The organism is Streptomyces echinatus (assembly GCF_014203595.1).
Taxonomy (GTDB): Bacteria; Actinomycetota; Actinomycetes; order Streptomycetales; family Streptomycetaceae; genus Streptomyces; species Streptomyces echinatus.
In genome coordinates this window covers 1-21,393 of the sequence record NZ_JACHJK010000031.1, presented here as the reverse complement: position 1 = coordinate 21,393, position 21,393 = coordinate 1, and the positions used below count along the sequence as shown (strand labels likewise).

22 protein-coding genes and 2 pseudogenes are annotated in these 21,393 nt (G+C 70.0%); 8 read left to right on the top strand and 16 right to left on the bottom strand.

Going from position 1 to position 21,393, the window contains the following annotated elements; genetic code table 11:
* Positions 1-234 precede the first annotated feature (234 nt).
* The gene (locus tag FHS34_RS40610; RefSeq protein ID WP_184975575.1) at positions 235-915 is read left to right on the top strand and encodes a DUF998 domain-containing protein; all 681 of its coding nucleotides are present in this window, start codon (positions 235-237) and stop codon (positions 913-915) included.
* On the opposite strand, the gene FHS34_RS40605 is transcribed toward FHS34_RS40610, so the two are convergent.
* The 5 genes from FHS34_RS40605 to FHS34_RS40580 all read right to left on the bottom strand — a co-directional run bounded on the left by FHS34_RS40605 (position 906) and on the right by FHS34_RS40580 (position 4,116).
* A complete protein-coding gene (locus tag FHS34_RS40605; protein ID WP_184975572.1) occupies positions 906-1,760 on the bottom strand; it encodes a hypothetical protein in 855 nt (284 codons plus the stop codon). The two genes, FHS34_RS40610 and FHS34_RS40605, sit on opposite strands and share 10 nt — an antisense overlap.
* A gap of 48 nt (positions 1,761-1,808) precedes the next feature.
* On the bottom strand, positions 1,809-2,465 hold the full coding sequence (locus FHS34_RS40600) for a diguanylate cyclase (RefSeq protein ID WP_184975568.1): 657 nt from the start codon (positions 2,463-2,465) through the stop codon (positions 1,809-1,811).
* Positions 2,466-2,597: 132 nt separating this feature from the next.
* Positions 2,598-2,924, bottom strand: a complete 327-nt coding sequence (locus tag FHS34_RS40595; protein ID WP_184975565.1) for a plasmid stabilization protein — start codon at positions 2,922-2,924, stop codon at positions 2,598-2,600.
* Positions 2,925-3,457: 533 nt separating this feature from the next.
* Positions 3,458-3,595, bottom strand: coding sequence for a hypothetical protein (locus tag FHS34_RS40585; RefSeq protein ID WP_184975634.1), 138 nt, complete (start codon positions 3,593-3,595; stop codon positions 3,458-3,460).
* A 5-nt stretch (positions 3,596-3,600) separates the two neighbouring features.
* Positions 3,601-4,116 (bottom strand): hypothetical protein, encoded by a 516-nt coding sequence (locus FHS34_RS40580; RefSeq protein ID WP_184975559.1) that lies wholly within the window; start codon positions 4,114-4,116, stop codon positions 3,601-3,603.
* 166 nt (positions 4,117-4,282) lie between these two features.
* Between FHS34_RS40580 and FHS34_RS43970 the strand changes: the two genes are divergently transcribed.
* On the top strand, positions 4,283-4,666 hold the full coding sequence (locus tag FHS34_RS43970; RefSeq protein ID WP_184975556.1) for a hypothetical protein: 384 nt from the start codon (positions 4,283-4,285) through the stop codon (positions 4,664-4,666).
* Between the two features lie 172 nt (positions 4,667-4,838).
* Here FHS34_RS43970 and FHS34_RS40570 read toward each other — a convergent pair whose 3' ends face one another.
* Entirely contained in the window at positions 4,839-5,258 is a 420-nt protein-coding gene (locus tag FHS34_RS40570) for a CBS domain-containing protein (protein WP_184975553.1), read from the bottom strand.
* 696 nt (positions 5,259-5,954) lie between these two features.
* Here FHS34_RS40570 and FHS34_RS40565 point away from each other — a divergent pair.
* Positions 5,955-6,299: an ANTAR domain-containing protein gene (locus FHS34_RS40565; protein WP_184975550.1), complete on the top strand. Its 345-nt coding sequence runs from the start codon at positions 5,955-5,957 to the stop codon at positions 6,297-6,299.
* Between the two features lie 483 nt (positions 6,300-6,782).
* Here FHS34_RS40565 and FHS34_RS40560 read toward each other — a convergent pair whose 3' ends face one another.
* The gene (locus FHS34_RS40560) at positions 6,783-6,962 is read right to left on the bottom strand and encodes a hypothetical protein (RefSeq protein ID WP_184975547.1); all 180 of its coding nucleotides are present in this window, start codon (positions 6,960-6,962) and stop codon (positions 6,783-6,785) included.
* 296 nt (positions 6,963-7,258) lie between these two features.
* On the opposite strand from FHS34_RS40560, the gene FHS34_RS40555 reads away from it, so the two are divergent.
* Complete coding sequence (locus FHS34_RS40555; RefSeq protein WP_225817952.1) at positions 7,259-7,501, top strand: hypothetical protein; 243 nt, start codon at positions 7,259-7,261, stop codon at positions 7,499-7,501.
* A 5-nt stretch (positions 7,502-7,506) separates the two neighbouring features.
* On the opposite strand, the gene FHS34_RS40550 is transcribed toward FHS34_RS40555, so the two are convergent.
* The 3 genes from FHS34_RS40550 to FHS34_RS40540 all read right to left on the bottom strand — a co-directional run bounded on the left by FHS34_RS40550 (position 7,507) and on the right by FHS34_RS40540 (position 8,538).
* Positions 7,507-7,707 carry a hypothetical protein gene (locus FHS34_RS40550; RefSeq protein ID WP_184975544.1) on the bottom strand — a complete coding sequence of 67 codons (201 nt, stop codon included), beginning with the start codon at positions 7,705-7,707 and terminating at the stop codon, positions 7,507-7,509.
* Positions 7,704-7,991, bottom strand: a complete 288-nt coding sequence (locus FHS34_RS43200; protein WP_225817954.1) for a LexA family protein — start codon at positions 7,989-7,991, stop codon at positions 7,704-7,706. The genes FHS34_RS40550 and FHS34_RS43200 overlap by 4 nt, the downstream gene beginning before the upstream one ends.
* Positions 7,992-8,091: 100 nt before the next feature.
* A complete protein-coding gene (locus FHS34_RS40540) occupies positions 8,092-8,538 on the bottom strand; it encodes an AbfB domain-containing protein (RefSeq protein ID WP_184975542.1) in 447 nt (148 codons plus the stop codon).
* Positions 8,539-9,282: 744 nt separating this feature from the next.
* Here FHS34_RS40540 and FHS34_RS40535 point away from each other — a divergent pair.
* Positions 9,283-9,642 (top strand): annotated as a pseudogene (locus tag FHS34_RS40535) (IS701 family transposase); the annotation flags it as partial.
* Between the two features lie 132 nt (positions 9,643-9,774).
* On the opposite strand, the gene FHS34_RS40530 reads toward FHS34_RS40535, so the two are convergent.
* A complete protein-coding gene (locus FHS34_RS40530; protein ID WP_225817957.1) occupies positions 9,775-10,368 on the bottom strand; it encodes a TetR/AcrR family transcriptional regulator in 594 nt (197 codons plus the stop codon).
* Positions 10,369-10,464: 96 nt separating this feature from the next.
* Between FHS34_RS40530 and FHS34_RS40525 the strand changes: the two genes are divergently transcribed.
* Both FHS34_RS40525 and FHS34_RS40520 read left to right on the top strand, forming a co-directional pair.
* Positions 10,465-10,791 carry a putative quinol monooxygenase gene (locus FHS34_RS40525; protein ID WP_184975536.1) on the top strand — a complete coding sequence of 109 codons (327 nt, stop codon included), beginning with the start codon at positions 10,465-10,467 and terminating at the stop codon, positions 10,789-10,791.
* A gap of 44 nt (positions 10,792-10,835) precedes the next feature.
* Positions 10,836-11,747 (top strand): NADP-dependent oxidoreductase, encoded by a 912-nt coding sequence (locus FHS34_RS40520; RefSeq protein ID WP_184975532.1) that lies wholly within the window; start codon positions 10,836-10,838, stop codon positions 11,745-11,747.
* A 329-nt stretch (positions 11,748-12,076) separates the two neighbouring features.
* Here the strand turns inward: FHS34_RS40520 and FHS34_RS40515 are convergent.
* The 5 genes and pseudogenes from FHS34_RS40515 to FHS34_RS40495 form a co-directional block, all read right to left on the bottom strand.
* Positions 12,077-12,355, bottom strand: a pseudogene (locus FHS34_RS40515) (transposase); the annotation flags it as partial.
* 53 nt (positions 12,356-12,408) lie between these two features.
* Entirely contained in the window at positions 12,409-16,296 is a 3,888-nt protein-coding gene (locus FHS34_RS43965) for an NACHT and WD repeat domain-containing protein (protein ID WP_184975529.1), read from the bottom strand.
* Positions 16,293-16,724, bottom strand: a complete 432-nt coding sequence (locus FHS34_RS40505; RefSeq protein ID WP_184975527.1) for a hypothetical protein — start codon at positions 16,722-16,724, stop codon at positions 16,293-16,295. The genes FHS34_RS43965 and FHS34_RS40505 overlap by 4 nt, the downstream gene beginning before the upstream one ends.
* A 16-nt stretch (positions 16,725-16,740) precedes the next feature.
* Positions 16,741-18,966 (bottom strand): outer membrane protein assembly factor BamB family protein, encoded by a 2,226-nt coding sequence (locus FHS34_RS40500; RefSeq protein WP_184975525.1) that lies wholly within the window; start codon positions 18,964-18,966, stop codon positions 16,741-16,743.
* A 10-nt stretch (positions 18,967-18,976) separates the two neighbouring features.
* On the bottom strand, positions 18,977-19,579 hold the full coding sequence (locus tag FHS34_RS40495; RefSeq protein ID WP_184975522.1) for a toll/interleukin-1 receptor domain-containing protein: 603 nt from the start codon (positions 19,577-19,579) through the stop codon (positions 18,977-18,979).
* Between the two features lie 124 nt (positions 19,580-19,703).
* Between FHS34_RS40495 and FHS34_RS40490 the strand changes: the two genes are divergently transcribed.
* Complete coding sequence (locus tag FHS34_RS40490; protein WP_184975519.1) at positions 19,704-20,897, top strand: helix-turn-helix domain-containing protein; 1,194 nt, start codon at positions 19,704-19,706, stop codon at positions 20,895-20,897.
* The last annotated feature ends 496 nt before the right edge of the window (positions 20,898-21,393 follow it).

The following is a 21,393-nucleotide window of genomic DNA, read 5'->3' as shown; positions in this document are numbered from 1 at the left end:
CCGGGCCCTGGCAGCTCTACGGACGTCTACCTCTCCGAGGACGATCAGTACGTGCACTACCACCTCCCCTGATAGGGCTCCTTGAACGTGGCTCTGTCCGCAATTTCGTGAAGCCTTGTGTCATGGCTGGACGTGGGGTCTGCCCTACCTCGTGCCCGGGGGCTTGTAGGAGTGCTTGAGGCCAGCCGTGCGTGATCCCCTGTTCGCACGTGAACCATGCGAGAGAAGGTGGACGTGAAGACTCGGATCGGATACGCCGCGTGGGTTGCAGGAGTGGCGCAGTTCTTTGTGGCCCACGTGATCGCCGAGTTGGCCTGGGCCAGACCATACAGTTGGGCAGGGAACAACATCAGCGACTTAGGTAACGCTCACTGCGCCATGCAGTCGGAACCCGAACCCCGCTATATCTGCTCGCCCGAACACGGCCTGATGAACGCCTCGTTCATCACTTTGGGAACGCTCCTCGCCGTCGGCGTCTTCTTCACGGGCGCGGTGTGGCGCCGAGGCGCGAGCGCGCTCGTGGCCCGGTGGCTGCTGGCCTGCGCCGGCATGGGATTCGCGTTGGCCGGGCTGGCGCCTGCGGACGTCCACGAGAACCAGCATGTCCTGGGTGCGGTGCTCATCATGGCCATGGGCAACATCGGTCTTGTGCTGGCGGGCATCGGCCTGGCGGACGATGTGCCAGGTCGGCTGCGCTGGGCGACCAGCCTGCTAGGGGTAACGGCGATCACGGCTTTCGGGCTCTTCGTCTCCCACCGCTACCTCGGACTCGGGATGGGCGGCATGGAGCGGGTAGCGGCATTTCCCCTCTTGGTATGGGCATTGGCAGCCGCAGTCCGCGGCCTGTTCCACCAGGCGACTCGCGCGCAGGATGCGCCGCCGGGAAGGCATGGCACGCAGGCCGCTCACAGCTGATGCTGTTTCCTGCGGTCGGCTCGCCCGCGGTCAGGTGACGTCATGGCTGAGTGAGGATCCGGACCCGGAGGATTCGAACGAGGCCCGACCGTACATAGCTCGCTTGAGTTGCTCCAGGACAGGGTCAGACCGACAGTTACCGCGTCGAGGTCCTGGCGGAGGAAGCCCGCGAAGCCTTTCATGGGCTTCGGCCCGTCCTGCTCGGCCTGCCGGATCCACACCAGCAACAGGTATCCGCGCTGGTGGCGGACCAAGTCGCGCAAAGGCCCGGGCGAGGTCGCAGGCCCGGGTGATGTCGGGGCAGGCGAGCCGGACTTGAAGGAGTCGCTCGTCCTGGCTGTCGGTGAAGGTCTCCCGGGGCCGCATGATCCACGAGTGATCTTGCGAGGGCTCGGAATGTCGGCCCGGACCGGTTCGGCAGTGCCCGCGCGGAGGGCAGTGAGGTGTTTACGGACGACCTGGCGGCTGCCCCGATAGCCGCGTACCTGGATCTCCAGCAACAGTCGAGTGCCACTGACCAGGCCTTGTGCTTCGGTGAAACAGGCGTTGAGATATGCCTTGAACGGCTCCAGGACGCCGTTGGGGCGGCGCTCACGGGCGGAGGCCAGCAGCTCGTCGAGGTCGGTGTCGCGAAAGCGGCGCACGGTCTTGCGGCCGAGGTTCAGACGGCGGGCGATGGCGCTGATCGTCCAGCGTTTCTCCAGCAGGCGGTGGATGTCCTCGTAGCGGTGGCGGGTGCGTTCGATGATCTGGGTGCGGGGCAGTTCCGCGGGTGGTACAGCATCGGGAGCAGCTCCGGCACCTCGCGCGATGCGCGCGAGCGCGTCGTAACGGCGCAGGTGCACCCGGGCGGCTGACGCACGCCCAAGCCGGGGCGCTGGGAAGGCGCTGCTTCAGCTGTCGGGGTCGTCGGTCCTGTCGTCGCGGCGAGCCCGTACGCACCGGATCATCTCCTCGGCGTACGGCAGGACCACGCAGAGTCCGACCCCGGCGGTGATGGCGCCGAGGTACCCGGCGGACAGCGGACGCTCCTTGGGAAGAAGCTTCCAGTCGTCGGCGCGGCCGCCGCCCTTGAGGGCGTTGCGGACCTGGTCCCAGTGCAGGCAGGTGGTGAAGGCTGCGGCCGTCAGCGGCAGGACTTCGAGGAAGCTGTGGATGTGCTGTTCGACGGGCGTCACCTGACGCTCACCGGTGGCCAGCGACACGTCCCACAGCGCGGTGGCCCCGTGCGCGAGAGCGGCGCCACCCATCAGCGAGAGCACCAGGGGGTTCACCTTCGCGGTCAGGCCCGCGACCACCGGCAGTCCTGCCTCGCTCATCATCAGGGCGTGGATCGCTGATTCGCGCACCCCGCTCGTGTGCTCGATACCGGAACGGCGGTGCATCATCCAGTCGGCGACAGCCGGCACGAACCACAGGGGCATGACGCCGTAGAGCAGGAACCTGCGGTTGGTGTTCTCGACATCGTCGGCACCCCGCGGGACGCGCAGGGTGGGGCCGGAGCGCCAGCGTTGCCAGCGAGTGAACGCGGAACGGCGAGCAGTGTGCATGAATGCCTTTCTCATCGGTGACAGACGCGGTGCGGGTTCCCGCTCGCTCATCTGCTCTTGACGGACGCCGAGCTGCCGGGGAGGGGAGCTTCGATGAGCCCGGTGTAGGCCCCGCACCACCGCGGCAGGAAGTCAGCGCCCGACTGCCTTGCGCAGCTGGTCCTTGTTCATCGAGGAGCGGCCCTCGATGTTCTTCTTCTTGGCCTCTTCATAGAGCTGGTCCCGGGTGGGGCCCTGCGCACCGCCATGGGAGCGCTCGCCGCCACGATGAGACGCGGACTTGCTGTCGCGGGTGGAGGTCTTGCTCGCCGTCTTCGACTCCCCCGACCTCGCACGCTCCTTGTTGACCGTGCGCGCGGCGACCTCCTTCGCCCGCCCCGCCGACGCACCGCGCTTCTGCGCGCCCTCCTTGATGTGCTCGTACTGACGCTCACGCTTCGAACTGGATCCTGCCGGCATGACATCTCCCATAGCTGTGAAGAACGGTCCGCTCTCCGAAAACGCGTTCCCGCACCTGTGAAACCCACACAGCAGGAAACGCACGCTCCACTGCATCCGAAGGTCGTACAAGCCGCGACAGCACAAGGCCGATCGAGCGGTAACGGCGCCGCAGAGCCAACCGCACCCGGGCCGCTGCTGGTCGCAGAACAACGACCCTGCCCGTCACTGACGCGCTCGCTGGGCCGGCGACTTCTGGGTCGGTACCTTCACCTTCCCCCCTCTTCACCCGATCGGTGTGCTCAGGATGACTCCCGCCGGACCCGGCCGGAGGATTTGTGTGGTCGAGGCGGCAGCGGGCGGCCCGTCTCGCTCTCCGGGGGGACGTGCGACGCCCGTCATTGAGGGGAGGTAGTCCCATGCTCCGCGACGAGTCCGGTTCGTCCCGCCGTACGTTTCTTCGGAGCACAGCGGCCGCCGGTTTACTCGCCACTGTGCCTGGCTTGACGGTCTCGGCTTGTGCCGGATCACGGGGGACCGAGGCGGCTGCGGCGTCACCGAGCCCCACAGGCGGCTAGGTATCCGAGGTCGTCGGCGAGGCCGGCGAGTTGGTCGGCGGGATCCTGGCGGTCGTGCGCGGCCAGAGTGGCGCTGAGGTAGGCGGTTGCCTCGCCCTCCGTGAACAGGCCCACCGGTATCAGTCGACGGCCGTGTCCGGTGAGACTGGCGTCGCGACGGCGTGTGGAGACCAAGCTGGCGGGGGCCACAGGCCGCGCAGGTCGGCGAGGTCGTCGAGCACGATCAGCCAGCGGCGTGCGGTGCCGTGCTCGGGCTCCATGGCCTTGGGCTCCAGCCAGGCCAGAAAGGCTCGCGCGGCGGGCTCCGGGTCGGTGGGGCCGGCGCCGAGCACCTCGACCGCGGCCTGGGCGTAACCGGTGACGACCGCGTCGCGGGTGGCGGCGGTGATCCATACCAGCAGGCCTAGCTGTCCGGTCTGCCACAGCGTTCGGGCGTGATGGGCAGCGAGCTGGGTCTTGCCGACTCCGCCCAGGCCGGCCAAGACCTGACCGGGCACCACCGTGCCTCCACTGTCCGCCGTCTGCTCAAGCAGCGTGGCGGTGGCCCGGTCCTGGAAACATTCGGCCTGCCGGGCGAGCACGCCGACCTGGTGCGGCCAGCTCACCGCGGGACGCGGCGGGGCGTAGTACGCCAAGCGGCTGATGTGCTGAGCAGCGATACTGCCGCGGTCAGCATGAATCACGGTGTTTTCGGCGGTGCGCGCACCTGCCCCGGGCCGGGCTCGGTCAGCCTTGATGCGAGCCCGGCGGTGGAGGGTTTCCCATGGTCACATCTCCCATGCGCCCTGCAGCCACCGAGCTGTGATCGGCGCGAACATGCAAATCACCGCCCGCGGCCACCCCGCCCCCATCGGCAGATACGCCACGCTGGGGGTCATACGCAGCGAGCAGGGCACGCAGCTGGCCGGCCGCTTCAGCGCGTTCCACAGCGTCCAGGTTCTCCAGCATCATCTCGATGCGGTTCGTCCAGGAGCCCGCCAGGCTGATCCGTGCGCGCGTGTCCTGGTCCGGGTCGGTGGTCTGCAGGGCGGTGGCGGTATGGTCAAGGCGCTCCAGTGCCGCCTGCTCTATCTGGACGTCGCCCCGCCCGAGCCATCACGCTACCGCCTGCCGGAACCCGTTCCACGCATCGGTACCTGCAGCCTGAACCACCGCGGTGCCGCCGGCTGCGGCCAGCGTCGCTAGCTCTTCCTCCAGCATCTTCGGCCTCCTCGCCTGAGCGGCCCCTACTAAAAACGTATTGCCGTACGAGATGGCCCGCAGCCCTCGTATCGACGGGTGCCGATCCCGACGGCGTGGCGGCACGCGCTGCCGACCACCCCGTCTGGGAACGGCGGGCGCGTCCGGGATGGGCTACCTACTGATTGGGCCTGGCGGCGCTGATGTCGCCGAGTGCCGAGCGTGCATCGCGTTCGATCGCCAGATCGCCGATGGAGACGATACCGACGGCGTGGCCCTCTTCGACGACCGGAAGGCGGCGGATGGAATGCTCACGCATTAGCTCCACGGCACGGTCAAGGTCCTCGTCCGGGGTGACGGTGACAAGATCGTCGCTGCAGGCGGAGGCCACAGTCTTCTCGTCCGGGTCACCGCCCTCGGCGAGCGCGCGCACCACGAGGTCGCGGTCACTGACCAGGCCCCGCAGATCGTCGCCCTCGATGACCAGCACGATCCCGATATCCTCGTCGCGCATCTTCTGTGCCACCGACGTCACCGACGCCTGCGGCTCCACCGTCACCAGCTGGCTGGTCATGATGTCCCGCACATGCTGAGTCATGACTCCTCCCTAGGTTGAGAGCCGGTGCCCACTGGGCTACGGCCGGGTACCCGCCCCTGGCCCCGCTTCACGCGAAGACGGCCGGGCGGGCTCAGGTTCCGATAGCCTCTGGTGAGGCGCGTACCTCCAGCCTGCGGTCCCGGACATCTGCCGGAACCTCAGCGTTCGCCGACCTGCGAGCGCAGGCAAACACCGCCCCGACCCAGCTCGGCCCCGGTCGTGAGCAGAGGTCGTGGAGCCGATCCGCCCGCGCGGCGTTTCACCGGCCGCCGGGGTCCGGACCGCCGGCGACCGCCGCGGAATCACCCAAGCGATGTCACCCACTTCCCTCTCAGAAATCAGCTGATGCCTGCTTCCCCGGGCTACGTGACCCGCCTGCAGCCCGGTCGTTCAATACCGGCACGCCCCATGAACATCCCGCCCCCCAGGGATGCGCGAACCCTCGTGAGGGCCCGCCCCCCCCGGCGCCCGGCCCGGGCCCTCACCCGCCGTTCTCGGAATGCCCATGGGGCATGAGCAGCCCCGCTGCGGGCTACTCGCTCAGGAGCGGGGTTCGGAATCAAGCCCCCGTGTGCGTCCTCCGGACTGGGGTCCGAAGGACGCATCCGTTGTGCCCGGCAGCGGCCGGGTGGATCCTTGAAGAAGCCGGGCAAGCGAGAGACATGACCGCGCCCCGTTGCACTCATGGATGAGCCCATGGCTTCACCCGTTCACCCTGACGCGACGCCCTCCGCAGAAAACCGTCTGCGGGCCGAGGCCGAGTGGATGCGCACCGAGAACAGACAGCTCCGCCAGGCCCTCGCCTCACACGCCGTGGTCGACCAGGCCATCGGCGTCCTGATGGTCCTGAGCCGGATAGCTCCGCATGACGGCTTCACCGTGCTGCGCGAGATCTCCCAGCACACCAACATCAAACTGTCCGCCGTCGCCGAGCAGATCCTCAAACACGCCCAGGGCGCGGCACTGCCCGATGTCTTGCGGGTGGAACTGCGCGCGGCCCTGGCCCGCCACGCTGCAGGCCCGCGGCCAGACGGCCCCTGACCACACAGGCGGCGCCCGCCTCCACTGCGACGGGCCCGCCGGCCCGCCGGCGCGGAGTATGTTGAGCAGGGCGATGCTGGCGGTGATGCGTTTAATCATCCGGGCAGTTCGGCGGACGGTCCCCGCTATGAGCCCTCGCAGATCTCGGAAGTGCTGCCCGCGCCGGGCCTGGTGCATCTGACCTTCGAGACTCTGCTCGGAGAACACAGGACCAGGCGCAGTTCGATCTGGCGCAAGAGGGACCACGCCGCAGGCTGGCGGATGTATTACCACCAGGCCACGCGCGTGCCGCCCCAGGTGGATTACGACCACTGGCACCTCGCCAACGAAAACGACACCTTGCCGACGACTGTCCCGCCGGAACCCACCGGCGGGGCATCGCCGTCACAACTCGTCGGCACCGTGAACGCCGCCTTCGTCGGCATTCTCAACGCCGTGCAACAGCCCACCGCACCGCCGGTGTCCTCCGTGCCCCCTCGCCGTTCACGGTGCCTCCCGGTCCGGCTCGGTGGCACGAGCCGGGGTACGGGCACCGGTCAGCTGAGTGATGCCGACACGGACGCCGGCGGTGAGCAGCCGGCGGCATCCGCGGACCACGTCCGGGCCGAACACCCTGAGGGCAAGCGCGGTCTCGAACAACCACGATGCAGTGTCGTGCTGCACGAGTCCTCCCCTGTACCTGTTCCATTCCAGGTGCCGCCCCCTTCCCGCTCCGGCACCAGAGGCGCCAACCGCCTCACCCCTTCAAGCGCCTCAGCGGCCCGAAACGTGGACCCGGCCACCAGAAAAGGTTCCGATCAGTATCGGAACAGTTGCGTCAAGTTCAATCGTGGTCAAGGCCACGAGTACTGGCCGACGAGGCAACGCTTCGTGCCCGCTGGGCTGGCCTCGGCTCTACCTGATCAGACGGTAGGTCCGGCACCCTGGTGCGCGGGTTAGGCCGCTTAGGATCTCTGTCCGTGACGGAGGGCCTCGATGAGTTGATCAAGCTGGAACGATCCGCCGAGGAAGAACGATCCAAGCTCGCAGACCTCACCAACGATGAGCACGACGCCCAGTGGCGACGCTGGCGCAAGGCCGCCGAAAGGGCTCAGGCGGCCATCACCGCTCACGCCGAGGCCACCCGCGCCAACCGGTACGAGGTGGAACAGGCCGTGAAGAAGGCAGCCCGGCACGCCCAGCAAGACCCCACCGCCGAGTAGCCCGCCTACCGCGGGTCGGGCCAGACGGCCAGCACCTCCATGCGCTCCTCATCGGTGAGAGTGATGCGAGCACCGGGCATAGAACCGTACTCCCCGACCCAGCGCCGGAACTTGTCCCGCGCGACCTCCAGACTTCCCCACCAGCCGTGCTGCACCGGCCGGCCGCCGGCTTCGAGCAGCAGGTGATAGCGGCCGGGATCGATCATGCGAGGCGGATTCCTCTGGACCGGCCCGGCTCGCGCACGATCGCGCCCTTCGTCGCCAGCTCGGCGACCTGGTCGTGGACAGAGGCGCAGCTGCGCATGCCGACGTCCTCGCCGATCTGGGCTCGCAGTAGCCCCGGATGCTCAGCCGGCCGTTCCAAGGAAGCGGCCAGCTGAGCGCCGGTGGCGGCTGCGGCGGAAGCACAGTAGTGGCGGGCGGACCAGCCAGCAGCGGGACTCCACAGCGCTGCCACCACGGTCAGCGCTCTGATCAGCAGCCCGGTCACGACTGCCCCCGTCGGTGGTCGGGCCGGGGAGCGAACATGACTCACCCACAGCCCACATAAGATCCGGGCCTGGCAATGGGCCGGACAGGCTGACAGCTGGTCAGTCGACCGGGACAGTCTTGCGGAAGGTCGCGTCGGCCGACAGGTTGGGGCTGTCCTTCGGTTCGAGCCAGAGCTTGAAGTCCCTGTGGCGGAGGTAGCGGTCCGGGAAGTTGACGGAGCGGAAGGAGACGACTTCCGGGTCCCCCCCGTCCGCCAGGCCCTGCTCCAGATAGAACGTGGCGTCCTTCAGGAAGAGATCGTCCAGCGCACCGGTGGGGGCTTGCAGGACGATCTGAAAGTTCTGGTGCCGCAGGTAGTGATCGGGGAAGTTGACAGAGCGCAGGACCACCAGCTGCACGCCGTGCTTGTCCTGGCCTGCGTTTTTTACCTCGAAGGAGAAGTCGCCCTGCTCGCCGTCGGTGTGCTTGGTCAGCAGGCCCACGAAGTTCTTGTGGCGAACATAATGGTCGGGGAAGTTGAACGACTGGAACTGGAAGACGGGCATGGTCTGGCCTCCAGGTTGGGTTCACGGAGTGGCGGCGGGCTTCTCCGCAGAGCGGATGATTGAGCGCGAGGTCGCGCACACTGCCGCCCACTCGGGGCGAGGGTCGCATGCGCCGCCAGCCACCGCGCACAGGGGAGATAGATCACCCTGGGCATATTCACAGTTACTAATGGTGCACGCTCTGGCGAATCTATGTATGCGATCGGCCGTGCCGTAACCGCCGGTCGGGTGACGTGGTGCTCCGCCGGTACTTGCCAAGGGCACCGACCTAAGGTGGTCTCGCGGCGAGCTAGCTCCAGGCCGTGGCCCACGCCCTCAAGAGCCGGCCCCGCAAGACACTCGACGGACGTCTCGCTAGCCGCCAAGTTTGGGGGCTGATGGCGTACGGGAAGGGAGCACTTCGCGCACGCCACTACGGACCCGCAGTCGGGAACGGTGCCCGTCCATCCCGGTGCCGGCCGATCCCCGCCGGAGGCACTGTTCTGACCGTGACCAGGCTTTGCGGCGATCGGCTCGTGGCCACTGGCCCTATCCACCAGTAGGCGCGCGTCGGCGCAGCGCGGGCGGAGCGGGCCGGAGGCAGGAGCGGTGCCCGCAGCGGAGAGCCGGGATGCGCGCCCGGCGGAGCGGAGCGCAGCCGCGGCTTGCGGCGACGGGGCCAGAGGCCCGCGCGTCTATAACTGGGCCGCCGCCAAACCACCCACCAACATCATCTTCGACCCGGACCCACCCACCCATCACCGCTGGGTGATGGCCCGCCGCAGCCTGTCCGACCCTGGTGAGCTCGCCTACTACCTCGCCTATGCACCCGTCGGCGTCGAGATCGCCGAGCTAGCCCGCGTCGCCGGCTCACGCTGGGTCAGCGAGGAGTGCTTCCAGGCCGCGAAGAACCAGTGCGGCCTGGACGAATACGAAGTCCGACGCTACGTGGGCTGGTATCGCCACATCACCCTGGCCATGCTCGCGCACGCCTTCCTCACTGTCCTGGCAGCCCCGGCCCAGGACACGGCAAAGGGGGCGGCAGAAACGACACCACCAGCCTCGTCCCCCTCACCGTGGCAGAGATCCGCGTATACCCAGTACCAGCTCGGTGACGAAGAGTAGAGACTGCCCCTTTCGGCAAGGCCGCTTGCCAGACGCTGCAGCTCACCCGCCCCTTCGTCCCCTCGCGCGGCGGGTTCGGTTGACTGCCCTGCGAGGAAGACGCTCCTCCGCGCGCCCCGGCGGGCGCTGTCCTCACGGGCCCCGTGGGGCGTTCCGGGCTGTGGTTGCGGCTAGCCAGTGGGTGACGACGGTGTCGATGTAGGCGTCGGTGAGGGGCTGGCGGTCGAGGAAGCGGCGGAACATCACTGGTCCGATGAGCAGGGTGAACTCGTCGGGCGTCATCTGTACGCCGGAGGGGGCCAGGAGTTCGTTGAGCGCCTGGTGGCGGTCCTGGCTGATCCGGGTCAGCGCCTGGGCGGCGTCGGGGTTCCGGTCTGCCTGGGCGGCCAGTGCCATGAGCGCGCTGCCGGTGGCCGTGTCGCTCAGGCCCTGGCGCAGGCTGTGCAGGTAGGCGGTGAGCACCTGGCGCGGGTCGGTTCCGGGCGTGGGATAGCTGGCGGCGTCGCCTGATTCCAGCATCACGTCCGCCAGCATCGTCTCCCTGGTGGGCCAGTGGCGGTAGAGGGTCTGGCGGGTCACTTGGGCCCGTTCGGCCAGCAGTGAGTAGGTCAGCGCGGTGGGGCCGACCTCGGCGAGGAGTTCCCGGGCGACGGTCAGGATGCGGGCGCGGGTGCGCTGGACCCGGGGATTGGACAGGTTGGGTCCGTCGGAGGCGGCAGGCGTCACACGGCAAATCATACGGGTCGTATGCTTCACTGGAATCATCCAATGTGTTCGCTTGTTGGTCGGATAGGTCCCCGGCAACCACAGAAGAGGCACGACATGGCCCTCACCATCGACGCTCGCTCCGACACCTTCACCGTCATCGTCACTTTCACCCCCGCCCTCTCCTGTCGGCAGGAGTTGGTCGAGGCCATCCGCGCCTTCGTGGAGAACGTGGTGCGCCACCAGCCCGGCTTCCTCTCCTCCACCGTCCACGTCAGCGCGGACGGCGCCCGCGTCATCAACTACGCCCAGTGGGCCAGCCGCCAGGCCTACGAAGCCTTCGGTGCCAACGACGCAGTGATGGACCAGCGCGGGACGATCACCGACTTCCCGCACGAAGGCCAGCCCTACGAGATCGCCTTCCAGGTCACCGCATCCGCCTAACCCGGCCCGCTCCCACCCCCCCTCGCACGAAAGCAGACCTGCTCATGCCGTTCACCATCAGCTACGACCGTTTCGGCGGCCCGGACGTCCTCACCCTCACCGAGACAGACCTCCCCCAGCCCGCGCCCCACCAGGTGCGAGTGAAGGTCAAGGCCGCGGGCATCAACCCGCTCGACAACAAGCTCCGCCGCGGCGACCTAGCCGGCGTCTTCCCCACCGTGTTCCCCGTCGTCCCCGGACTGGACGCCGCCGGCGTCATCGACGCCATCGGCGAGGACGTCACCGGCTTCACCGTCGGCGACGAGGTGTTCGGCGTGACGCCGGGCGGCTCCTACGCCCAGTACGTGCTGATGCCCGCCCCGGTGGCCAAGCCCGCCGCCCTGTCCTTCGAGACGGCAGCCGCGCTGCCCACCGTGGGCGAGACGGCCTTCCGCGCCCTGAAGCACCTGGACCTCACCCCCGGCGAGACCCTCCTCATCCACGGCTCCGCCGGCAGCGTCGGCGCGATCGCCCTCCAGCTGGCCACGGCCCGCGGCATCACCGTCGTCGCCACCGCCGGCGCCGACGACCTCGAGCGCGTGACCGCCCTGGGCGCAACCGCCGTCACCTACGGGCCCGGCTGGCGCGAACGTGTCCTCGCCGCTGCCCCACAGGGCGTGGACGCGGTGTTCGACACCTCCGGAGCCGGCGTCCTGGGCGAATCCGTCGACCTCGTCGGCGGTCCCGACCGCGTGATCACGATCGCCGACATGAACGCCGCCCAGTACGGGGTGCGCCTGACCGGCCTGGACCCCGCCGACCGCGCCCCCGAAGCACTCCCCGAACTGGCCGCCCTCGCCGCCGCCGGCAAGCTGACCGTGGAGATCTGGCGCACCTACCCCCTCAAGGAAGCCGCACAGGCCCAGGACGACCTCGACAACCACCGCAACCGCGGCAAGGTCATCCTCCTGCCCTGACCACCCTCAAAGCCCGAAGGCCGCGGTCGGCCCGCACCGCCGATCGTGAGCGGGCCGGCCGACCGCCTGCAGCCGTACCCGTCTGCCCCCTGCGGTCTTCGGCGCGCAGGAGCAGGAGCGGCGCTCGTACCACCAGGTGCCGATGGCAGCCGCGCCCAGGACGACGCAGCACAAGGGTGGTTCCGGGCAGGCCGAAGACGGCGCGGCACATAAGTACCCAAAATATGTGGGGGGGGGTTGGAGATGCGCACACAAGAAAGCAGCAGCCATAGCCGCCTTCGCTACGCGGGTGGACTACCTACGACAACTCCCCCACCCCGCCTTCACCACCACCGCAGGCCCACCCCGGGGCCAGCCGCAGCCTGGACCTGCTGCAGCAGACGCTCCCAGGTGCCGTCGGCCGACCACAGCCGGTGGCGTTCGTAGGCTGTCTTCCACGGCCCGAACCGCTCGGGGAGATCGCGCCATTGCACCCCGGTCCGTACTCGGTGAAGGATCCCGTCGATCACCTGCCGGTGATCCCGCCACCGGCCACAACGCCCATTGCTGACCGGCAGGAAGGGCCGCAGCCGATCCCACTCCGCATCCGTCAAATCGCCCCGACCCACGCTCACATCAACGATATGAACAGTAGTTAGTTACATGATCGGCCGGACAAGTCCTAGGTGGTCACACAGGGTGGGTCGTACGGTAGTTGAGTGACGTATCGGCTCCATTGCTGTCGGCTCAGGGCGCCGGAGCTCCCGGCGCAGATGCGGCTGATGGCGGACTCGACGTTCAGGTCCCAGAGCGTGGCCACACCGTCGTCGGTGGTGGCGGCCAGAGTGTGACTGTCCGGGCTGAACGCCAGGACGGCGACGAATCCGGTCTCCACGGTGAGCGGCTGGCCGATGGGGGTGGGGTGGTCGGGATCGGTGGCGTTCCACAGGTTGATGGTGCCGTTGTCGGTGTGGCCGGCCGCTGCGAGGGTGTGCCCGTCCGGGCTGAACGCCACCGACCACAGGCTGCCGCCGGGCACGGTCAGGGGACTGCCCCTGCGCGTCAGGTGGTTGGGGTCGGTGGCATTCCACAGGGTGACGGTGCCGTGGCTGTTCCCGGTGGCGAGTGTGCGGCCGTCCGGGCTGAACGCGACCCAGGTGCTGGTGGTGGTCGGCTGGCGGATCGGCTGCCCGATGCGGACCCCGGGGTCCGTCGTACTCCACAGGCCGACCTCGCCGTTGCTGCTGTCGCCGCCGGCCGCCAGCATCGTGCCGTCGCGGCTGAAGGCCAGGGACTCGACGGACGTCGTGTGGTTATTGGAGATGCCGAGCTGGGCGTCGGGATGTGCGGGGTCGCTGACGTCCCACAGGGCGATGCTGCCATGCTCGTCGTGGTCGCCGGCCGCGGCCAGGGTGTGGCCGTCGGGGCTGAACGCCAGGGAGAAGATGGCCCCGTGCGCGCCGGTGAGGGTCTCACGGTGGCGAACGGGATGGCTGGGGTCGGCGGTGTTCCACAACGTGACGGTGCCGCCGCCGTCGCCTGCGGCCAGGGTGCGCCCGTCCGGGCTGAACGCCACGGCGTCGACCGGCTTCTCGGGGCCGGTGAGCGGAGCACCGCGGGGAGCGGGGTGGCTGGGGTCGGCGGTGTTCCACAGCGAGACGGTGTTGTTCTGGTTTCCGGCGGCGAGGGTGCGCCCGTCGGGACTGAACGCCACGGATGCCACATTGCCGCCGGCGCCGATGATCCGGGTCGGCGGCAGGCTCCACAGATCGACGTTGCCGTCAGTGTTCCCGGCGGCGAGGGTGCGGCTGTCCGGGCTGAACACCACTTCGGTCACCACGTCGCCGGGACCGGTCAGCGGCCGGCCCAGCGGGCCGATGGTCTTGGGGTGGGTGACGTTCCACAGATGGATGGTGTGGTCGGCGCTGCCGGCGGCCAGGGTGTGACCGTCCGGGCTGAACGCCACCGACATGACGGGTTGGGCGGGACCCGTCAGCGGCTCGCCCAGGGGGGCGGGGTGGCCGGGGTCCGCGACCTTCCACAGGTGGACCGTGTTGGATCCGGCGGCCAGTGTGCCGCCGTCGGGGCTGAACGCCAGGGAGTTGACGCGGTGCCCGGTCTTCAGGGAACGGCCTCGGCCGGGGTGGGCCGGGTCGGTGGTGTTCCACAGGCTGATGGTGCCAGCCTCATCGTCGCATGCGGCGGCCAGGGTGCGCCCGGTGGGGCTGAACGCGATGCGACGGGAGAAGACATCGGGGCAGGCGAGGTTCAGGGGCGCTCCCCGGGGGTGGACGTCGTCGGGGCGGGTGATGTTCCACAGGCTGACGAGTCCGGCGCGCCATACGGCGGCCAGGGTACGGCCGTCGGGACTGAACGCCAGCGCTTCGATGGCGGTCGCGGCGTCAAAGCCCTGAACGGCGGGACTCTTCGGCCGGCCGAGCAGGACTGGGTGGCTGGGGCTGGTCAGGCTCCACAGGTCGACGAATCCACCAGCACCGGCGTCGCCGTTGTGGGTGGTGTGGCCGCCGACGGCCAGCACCCGCCCGTCCGGGCTGAACGCGAGCGCCAGGATCGAATTGACATGGCGGTCCACGGGCACCGGTCGGCCCAGCGCCACCGGCCGGCCGGGATCGGAGACGTCCCACAGCCGGACGAGGTGCTGCTGGCCGTTCCCGGCCGCCAGCATGTGCCCGTCGGGGCTGTAGGCCACGGTGGACACAGCGCCGCGCATGCCGGGAAGCCGGGTGTCCAGCGGTGTGTTCTCGGTCGTGATGAGCCGGGACGCCGCCTCCGGGGTCGGATCCATGCGGTAGGCGGTCAGCGCCAGTTGAGCGGACAGCGAGGGATCGGTCGGCGCCAGTTGTACGGACGCCGAGGTGACGGCGGCGTTGATGGCCTGGTCGCGGGCTCGCAGGGCCCGGGCGGCGGCGTCCCGGGCGTGGGACTCCTGCCGGAAGGCGAAGACCGCGGCCAGCGAGGCGACCACGGCCAGGGCGGTGATGGTGGCGACCGCGGCGCGCCGGAGCCGTTGCCCGCGCCGCTGGTGGTGGCGGGCGGCTGCCAGAAATGCCCGGGCGGCGCCGCTGAGTTCCGGCCCGTGCGTTTCGGCCCAGGTGAGGGCGGCCTCCAGGCGGTTGCCGCGGTACAGCGCGGCTGCCTCCCGGCCGGCCTGTTCCCAGAGCGCGGCCGCCTCCTCCAGATCCTGTCGTACGAGGTTCCCGTTGCGGTCGTGCTCGATCCAGTCCCGCAGCCGGGGCCAGGCGCGGATGAGCACCTCGTGCGTCATCACCACCGTGTCCCGGTCCCGGGTCAGCAGCCGGCCACGGGTGAAGTCGTCCAGGACTCTGACGGCCGCTTCCCGGTCCGGCGCGTGACGCAGCAGGTCGTCGTACCGGACGCGGCGGCGGCTGTCGTCGGCGTCGCGTCCCACGATGACGAGCCGCAGGAACGCCCACCGTGCGGCCTCCTGGCAGGGCGGTGGCAGGGTGTCGTAGAGCCTGTTCGCCGTGGTGGCGATGGCGCCCTGGATGCCGCCGGTGACGCGGTATCCGTCCACGGTGAGCGTGTGGCCGTGGCGCTGCTGCCAGGTGGCGCGCAGCGCGTGTGCGAGCAGCGGCAGCCGGCCCGTGGTGCTCGTACCGACCGGTCCCCCGACCGCGCCCAGGTCCGCCAGCAGCAGCTCGACCAGGCCGTCTTCGACGTCGAGTGCCACGTTGCCGGCCGGGCGGCGGATCGCGTCCTTGAGTTCGTCCTCCGTCATCGGCTCCAGCAGGACCGGTCCGGCCTGGAGCGCCGCCCGGAGCTGTGGATGGGCCGTGCACGCGGCATAGAAGTCCGCGCGCACTCCCAGCACCACGACCGCACCGCCCGTGGGCCGGGCCAGACGGTCGAGCACGTCGATGAGCCACTTGCGTTCGGTCTCGTCACCGCAGGCCGTGAAGATCTCCTCGAACTGGTCGACCACGACGACCAGGCCCGCGGAGGGGGACTCCCCGGAGGGCGCCGGATCGCCGGCTCCGGTGAGCTCGCGCAACTCGGCAAGGCACCGTGCGGGATCGGTCCGCCATGCCGGTGCCGTGTGCCGGGCGGTCCCGGCGTCGAGCCCGGCGGCGGCCGCGAGTGCCAGGGCCGGGGATGCCGTCGGCGTCAGCAGCAGCCGCGGCCAGGTGCTCGAGCCCGCCACCGGAAGCCGGCCGTCGTCAAGGGCCGGCAGTACCCCGGCCGCGAGCAGGGACGACTTCCCCGCCCCCGAGGGGCCGATCAGCACCAGCGGGCCGCCCTCACGCATCCGGGCGTCCATCCGCTCGCACACGAGGTGAACCATTCGCTCGCGGCCGTAGAACCACTGCTTGTGCCGCGCGCCGAACGGGGCCAAACCCGGGTACGGGCACAGCACTTGGTCGGCGCCGGGGCCGGGCACGGTTCTGCGCCCCTCGTCGCCGAGGCGAACGTGGAGGTCGCGGCCGGCCTGGAAGACGCTGCCGCCGCCGGTCGCGCTCGCCTCCTGTCGTTTCGGCTGCCAGAGGGGCGGCCCGTCGGGGCGCGAGGCACCGGTGTTGCGTTCCGTCACGCCTGTCCGCCCCTGGTGACGGTCATGTCCCGGCCGGCCAGGAAGGCGTCGCCGCCGGAGACATGTGCCTCCAGTGTCATCGAGCCCGTGATCTGCTGCTCCGGGGTTCCGGCAGCGCGTGGTTCCCCGCCGAACAGCGCGCGCAGCTCGTCGACGGCGTCCGGTCGCGTGGCCATCAGCCGGATGAGGCGGGCCTGCCACTCGGCGACCAGCAGCCCCTGGAGTTCGTGGCCGTCGCCCGTCTGCTGTGCCTGAAGCAACTCGCCGCGCGCATCGGTCAGTTCCTCCTCGACGCGCTCCGGGTGCGCGGACCGCCACAGCGCCAGGACCGAGGACTTGACCGCGGCCCAGCCGTCCGTCGCCAGCAGATCGATCAGGCGCGCCGCGGCCGCCGACGCCAGGCCGGCGAGTTCCACACTCGTCTCCATGTCTTCTCCTTGTCCCCTACCGCCCGTGGGCCGCGATCGCGGTCAATGTCAGGTGGGAGGCGATGAACACGTGGTCGCCTCCCACCGTCCACAGGAACCCCACGTCCGGCTGCCCGGGATCGCTGTATCTCCACCGGGCCCTGCCGGTGGCCGCGTCGATGGCCCACAGCGTCTTGGCGCTGTCGGTGGCGAAGACGGTGTCGGCCGAACACTGGGCGCTCTTGCCGGAAATCCTGAGGGAGGCGTTGAACAGGTTGGAACCGCCCAGTTCGCTGGGCCCGTCGAGCGTCGCGACCCACTGGAGCGTGCCGTCGGCCGCGGCCAGGGCGGCCAGGTCGCTGCCGACCGGTACGTAGACGGTCGTGCCGTCCAGGCTGGCGAACGGGGTGCCGATCTGGACCTGGTCCCCGCTCTTCGCATCGAAGCGCTGATGCCACTTCTCGCTGCCCGTGGCCGCGTCGACGGCGAACAGTGTGTCGCCGTTGCCGCCGGCGAACAGGAACAGCCCTGCGGCGTAGCACGTCAGCGGCCAGCCGGTGGTGAAGTAGAACGCGGCGTGCGGGACGGATACCTTCCAGCCGCGGGCGCCTCTCCTGCCGGCGTCGATCATCTGGACGCGGCCGGGTTTCTTGCCCGGAACGGCCGAGGTGGCCAGCAGGTGAGAGCCGGAGGGTGGTACGAGCACGTTGTTGATGTCGGTGCCCTTGACGCGCCACAGTCCCTTGCCGGTCGCGGCGTTGAACGCACGGATGTAGCCGGTGCTCGGAGACTTGGACGAGAACTGCCCGTCTGTCTTGAGCAAATGCCCGCACACGTACACCGTGTCCCCCGCGACTGCCACATAGGCGCTCATGTACAACCCCGTACGTGTGCTGCCGCCGGGATCGACCTCGGCCATCTTGGTCGCCCACTTCACCTTCCCGCTGGCGGCGTCGAACGCGGCCAGCAGGCCTGACTGGCCGGGTGTGTCGCAGAGCAGGTAGAACACTCCGTCCGCGTACGCCGTCGGGTACTTGTCCGTGCTCGTGCCGAAGCCGTTGGTCGTGTTCAGCGGGGGGAACACGGATTTTCCGGTCGCGGCGTCCAGGAAGGACGTGGCGGTGTCCGTGACCACCATGACCACCTTGTCGGACGCTTCCAGGCAGGTGGGGGCGTGCTTTCCGGCGCCTGACCATGCCTTGGCGGCTTTGGGTCCGGACAGGACGATCGGTTTCGGTCCGGCCGTCGAGGACGGCGACGCGGAGGAGGCCGATGTGGATCGCGCGCCTGACGGAGAGGACGGCCGCGTAGTGGCCCCGGGCCCGCCGGCCCGGCCGTCGGGTGCCGGCGACGAGTCGCCGGAGAAGGCGAGTGCCGCCGCGGCTCCGCCGAGTACGGCCGCGCCCCCGGCCAGACCGGTGATCAGCTTCCGGCGGCTGACACCGGTGCCGGCAGCGATCACCGGCGGCGGAGGAATCGGGCCCCGGTCGTCGCGCCCGGCGGACACCGATCCCATCGCCGCGGTCGCGGCGGCCATGTCGGCGGTCACCTCCGGCGGCAGCCAACTGCCCTTCAGGGCCGGCAGGTCCTGGTGCCTCAGGTAGTCGACGAGTTGCTCCGCGGTGGGACGGTCCGGCGGTTCCGGGTACAGGCAGCCGCCGATCACCTCGCGCAGCGACACGGGGAGGGCGCCTGTGTCCGGGTCTCCTCCGGAACCCGCGAACAGCACGGTCGCCCCGAGGTCGAGCATGTCGTCCGTCGGTGGGGGTGGCGGACTGCCGGTGGCTCCCACGATCCCCAGGGCGGTGATGCGGGGCCCGTCCATGGTCAGCAGCACCGAGTCCGGGCTCACCTCGCCGTGGACCGTCCCGGCCGCGTGGAGGGCGGCCAGCGCCCGGCCGAGGCCGTCGGCGAGCATCCGCAGAGCCGGTTCGGACAGCGGGCCGTGCCGGTCCACCGCCTGCCGGAGCGGCAGTCCGGCGGTGAACTCGGTCGCCAGCCAAGGAACCGGCGCGTCGGCGTCGGCATCCACGACCGGTACGAGGAAGGGGCCGGACAGCGTCCGTGCCGCATCGACCGCGGCCCGGAACCGGTCCCGGAACCCCGGGTCCGCGGCGAGTTCGGGCCGCACGACCGTGACCGTGACGAGTAGCCCCTCGTCCGTGCGGGCCGCGAAGACGTCGCCCCCGCCGGCCGTGCTCTGCCTTCTCAGCAGCGCATACGGCCCGATCCGATGAGCACCGTCTGCTCCGGGATGATCCATCGTCCGCCCCTCACGCCAGCCTGATCGTCTGATCACGGGCCGCCTGGTAGGCGCTGCCACCGCCGGACACATGGGCCGTCATGGTCATTGACGGCTCCGGACCGGCGGCCGGAGCCGTGCCGTGCCCGGGTTCGACAGGGGGGTCGGTGTCGGAGAGGAGAGCGGTCACCGCGTCGCTCAGGTGCTCCAGCCCGTCCGGCAGATGGGTCTCCGGAACGCGGAGGAACTGCAGGCGCGCCAGCCCAGCGATCTCGGCCGGCAGCGCCGAGGCGTCGGGCAGCATCGTCGCGTCACCCAGAAGGACCGGGACGACGCGGTTTCCCGCCCGCAGGGCTGTCGCGATCTCCAGACGGACCCAGTCATGAGCCCGGTCCAGGAGCCGCACACCGTCCTCGCCTCTCGCATCGAGCCACCCTGGCCCGATCAGTACGCACATGACCTCGCACTCGGCGGCCTGCCGTCGCAGGATCTCGGCGAAGTCGGCCCCTGGCGGAATCGACCGGCCCGACTTGAAGATCTCGTTGGCACCTAGGCGGTCGGACAGCGCGCGGTAGACGCGGTCTCGCATCCACCGGGAGTCCGGTTTGCGAAAGCTGAGGAAGATGCGCGGCACAATGGCCCCCTCTCTGGCAAGCCTTGACGTCAGGGCTCGTGCTCACCCTAGGGGCGGAGTACACGCGCGGCGGCTATTCGCCGAGGATTGAATAGCGGCCGGAAGGCGCCCTACGCTGGCCGGTATGGACCCGACGGACAGCGCGGCAGAGACGGTCTCGGCAGGGAGATCGTCCGGCACGCCTCTGCCGCCGGGTGACTTCGGCGTCGTCCTGGCCGCACTCCGGGCACGTCGGGGCTGGAGCGTGCGCGAGTTCGCCCGGCGTGCGAACGTGTCCGAAGGGCAGATCTGCAATCTGGAGAGCGGGTTGCGCAACCCGACGCCCGCTGTGGCGGCGGCATGCGACGCGGCCTTCGGCGCCGGCGGGGAACTCGTCGAGCGGGCCGGCGCCGGCCGTCGCGGCGCCCGGTCCGAGGGTGTCGTCGAGGCCGGCCCCGTCGTCGCCGGATACGAGCGGGTCCTGTGGGAGCTGAAGGACATCGGCAGATCCACCGGACCGAGGTTCGTCATCGCTTCGATGAAGTCGGTCACGCGGGTCCTGACGGACGCCGGTCCGCATGCCGTGGGCGAGCAGCGTGCCGAGATCTGGCTGCTGGCCTCGAGGTTCGCCGAGTACACGGGGTGGATGGCACAAGAGGCGGGAAATCCCGCGGAGGCGTTGCGCTGGACGAATCTCGCCGTCCGCTGGGGCGCACACGGCGGGGACGAATCGGTGGCCGCGTATGCCCTGGTCCGCAAGGCGTTCATCGCCCAGCACCGCGGTGACACCGGTGCGGCGATCGGATTCGCCGACCAAGCGGCCGGGCACCCGGCGGCCAACCCGGTGATCCGCGCGCACGCCGCGCGACGCGTGGCCCAGGGGCATGCGCGTCGCGGCGACGCGGGGGCCTGCCGGGAGGCGCTGGAGCGGTTCACAAGCCACGCCGCCGAGGCCGTCGGGGACCGGACCCCTCACTGGGGGCCGCGCATCGAGAACGGCAACCCGCGGCTCATCGAGGCGTCCTGCATGCTCAGCCTCCGTCGTTTCGAGTCGGCCGCCGAACTATTCGCCGCCGAGCGCCGACGCCGGCCGGACGTCCCGGCGGACAGCAACTCCCGGGCCCGTTTCGCGGTTCGGCAGGCGACAGCCCTGGCCGGTGTCGGCCGCCTCGACGACGCCTGTCAGATCGTCGAGGCCACGCTGCCCGTGATCAAGCGCATCGACTCGGCCACCGTCCGTGCGGAGCTGGGCCGTTTCGTGGAACAGGCCCGGACCGGGAGAGCCAGCCCGGGCCAACTCGCCCTCCTCGACGCATCGTCCGCTCTGGCGACCGGCTGACGGTCGCGTTCGGCCGGCAGTACGGACAGATCCGGTAGGGGCTCGTCGGGTGTGGGCGGCGGAGACGAAGGTGACGTGGTGGTGCCGGCCTCTTCGGGTTCGGCTTTCGAAGGGGGCCAAGGGATGTCCCGTGACCACCGGTAGCCGGCGGACGTCGAGCGGGGCGCCCTTGTCACTGCGGCCGGGACGGGGCCTTGCCGCCGGCCGCTCCTCCCCCGCTCTCCGAGCGTCCCACGCTCCTGCTGGGCCAGGGCCGTTTCCTCTTGGGCAGTATCCGGCTCCGGTGCCGGTGTGTGACGTACTGGGTTAAGGAGGGCCCGCCCCAGTCGCTCCGTCCGGTCAGCAGGCGATCGGGACCCAGGTGTGCACGGGGTAGGTGAAGGTGGAGGTGTCCCGGAAGCTCGACAGGATGTCGAGTTCGGCGCCGGTGGGCGGGGCGACCAGTCTGAACGTCTGCCAGGCGTCACCGGTGGAATCGGTGGTGCCGGACGCTCCC

Bases quoted from the DNA above. Each gene is read 5' to 3' on its own strand.
- FHS34_RS40600 (WP_184975568.1), bottom strand. From the start codon at position 2,465: ATGCACACTGCTCGCCGTTCCGCGTTCACTCGCTGGCAACGCTGGCGC.
- FHS34_RS40595 (WP_184975565.1), bottom strand. From the start codon at position 2,924: ATGCCGGCAGGATCCAGTTCGAAGCGTGAGCGTCAGTACGAGCACATC.
- FHS34_RS40570 (WP_184975553.1), bottom strand. From the start codon at position 5,258: ATGACTCAGCATGTGCGGGACATCATGACCAGCCAGCTGGTGACGGTG.
- FHS34_RS40565 (WP_184975550.1), top strand. From the start codon at position 5,955: ATGGCTTCACCCGTTCACCCTGACGCGACGCCCTCCGCAGAAAACCGT.
- FHS34_RS40550 (WP_184975544.1), bottom strand. From the start codon at position 7,707: ATGATCGATCCCGGCCGCTATCACCTGCTGCTCGAAGCCGGCGGCCGG.
- FHS34_RS40540 (WP_184975542.1), bottom strand. From the start codon at position 8,538: ATGCCCGTCTTCCAGTTCCAGTCGTTCAACTTCCCCGACCATTATGTT.
- FHS34_RS40525 (WP_184975536.1), top strand. From the start codon at position 10,465: ATGGCCCTCACCATCGACGCTCGCTCCGACACCTTCACCGTCATCGTC.
- FHS34_RS40520 (WP_184975532.1), top strand. From the start codon at position 10,836: ATGCCGTTCACCATCAGCTACGACCGTTTCGGCGGCCCGGACGTCCTC.
- FHS34_RS40505 (WP_184975527.1), bottom strand. From the start codon at position 16,724: ATGGAGACGAGTGTGGAACTCGCCGGCCTGGCGTCGGCGGCCGCGGCG.
- FHS34_RS40500 (WP_184975525.1), bottom strand. From the start codon at position 18,966: ATGGATCATCCCGGAGCAGACGGTGCTCATCGGATCGGGCCGTATGCG.
- FHS34_RS40490 (WP_184975519.1), top strand. From the start codon at position 19,704: ATGGACCCGACGGACAGCGCGGCAGAGACGGTCTCGGCAGGGAGATCG.